At 69.8% G+C, this 1533-nt stretch carries 2 protein-coding genes; one reads left to right on the top strand and one right to left on the bottom strand.

Annotated elements, in window-relative coordinates; translation table 11 throughout:
• A partial coding sequence (locus tag ACOADB_RS14370) for a DUF2306 domain-containing protein (protein ID WP_378599809.1) occupies nucleotides 1-781 on the bottom strand: 781 nt, incomplete at its 3' end.
• A gap of 54 nt (nucleotides 782-835) precedes the next feature.
• Here ACOADB_RS14370 and ACOADB_RS14365 point away from each other — a divergent pair.
• Nucleotides 836-1492, top strand: a complete 657-nt coding sequence (locus ACOADB_RS14365) for a TetR/AcrR family transcriptional regulator (protein WP_378599807.1) — start codon at nucleotides 836-838, stop codon at nucleotides 1490-1492.
• The last annotated feature ends 41 nt before the right edge of the window (nucleotides 1493-1533 follow it).

Raw genomic sequence — 1533 nt, 5'->3', positions numbered from 1 at the left:
CAACGACGGCCGTGGCGAGGACGCCGAGGTCCAGGGCGCGTCCGGGCAGCGGGCCGATGGCCGTCGTACGCCGCTGGCGGACGTCCAGGGCGCGGGCGGCGAGGAACGCGCCCAGGGGCGCCCAGGTCGCGAGGAAGGCGGCACCGGCGAGGTTCGTCTCGAGCTGGGTCGTCTCCGGCCAGAGGTTGCCGAGGAAGAGGTAGAAGACGCGCAGCAGCGGCGCGGTCAGTAGGAGCGCGAAGGCGTAGGCCATCAGGGCCTGGTGCATGGCGATCTGTCGCTTGACCGCTGCGGCGAGGCCGAGGCTCACACCGATCGTGGTGCCGAGGGCGAGGGCCCAGAGTTGGAGGTAGAACGCGGCGCCGTCGAAGGTGCCCTCGGGGCCGACGGCGAGCAGGAAGGCCATGGCGCCGGCCATGCCGATCAGGGCGATGGAGGCGGCGAACCGCCCGATGAGGCGGTGGCGGGCGAGGTTGCGTCGTACGCGTGCGGAGAACTGCGCGGCGAAGAGCACGATCGCGATTCCGCCGGCGGTGGTGTGGAAGAGCAGGATGTAGCGGTTCTGGGTGTACTGGACGACCTGTTCCGCCTCGATCGACCCCGGCCCGTAGGCCTCCTCGTGGTCGACGACGGCGCCGAAGGTGTGGTTCCACAGCTCCGGTGCGTCGGGGTTGAAGAAGCGCCACATGTACTCGATGGCCATCGGTCCGTAGAGCACCGCCAGTGCCGTGATGGCTCCCCAGCCGATCAGGCTGGCTCTCTTCCTGGCGGTGGTGCTCACGGGAACTCCTTGCTATAACGACTGTTATTACAAGTGTGATGGATACTGGGGAACATGTCGAGCGATGTGAGTGCACTCACGGACGAGCCCATGCGGCAACGTCTCACGGCGGCCGCCGCGCGTCTCGTCGCCGCGGGAGGCGCAGCAACGCTGAGCGTCCGCCGCGTCGCCAGCGAGGCCGGGACCTCGACCATGTCCGTCTACAGCCAGTTCGGGTCGATGGATGCGCTGGTCGACGCCGTGGTCAATGAGGGCTTCGAGCGCCTGGAGCGACGGTTCGTCGCGGTCGAGCCCACGGACGACCCGATCGCCGATCTCGGTCGGCAGACGGCGGCCTACGTCGACCATGCGCGCGAGAACCCCGAGCTGTACGCCGTGATGTTCGGCGTCGCCCGCGTCGGCTCCCGCCAGGCCGTCACGCCTGATCAAGTGGCCATCGGACGCGCCGGAACCCTCGATCGCGTGGGGGCGACCCTCCAGCGAGCGGTCGAGAAGAACCGGTTGCGCGAAGCCGGCGGTTCCGCGCTGGCGTTCCGCTGGTGGACCCTCGTCCACGGCTACGCCATGCTCGAGGGCTCGGGATACGTCACCCGGGACAAGGGCCCCGTCCGCATCCTGGCGCCGCTCCTGATCGACTTCGTCATCGGTGAGGGCTGCCCGCGCCGGATTGCGGAGCGGTCCGTTCGAGAGGCACTGGAAGCGCCCGCCTAGTCCTGCGGGTGCGGGGCCGGTGCCGCCGGCGCTGACCCACC

The sequence above is a fragment of the Nocardioides sp. CPCC 206348 genome (assembly GCF_048654705.1).
Classification (GTDB): Bacteria; Actinomycetota; Actinomycetes; order Propionibacteriales; family Nocardioidaceae; genus Nocardioides.
The sequence above is the reverse complement of the archived record's forward strand: the minus strand, read 5'-3'. Positions and strand labels throughout refer to the sequence as shown.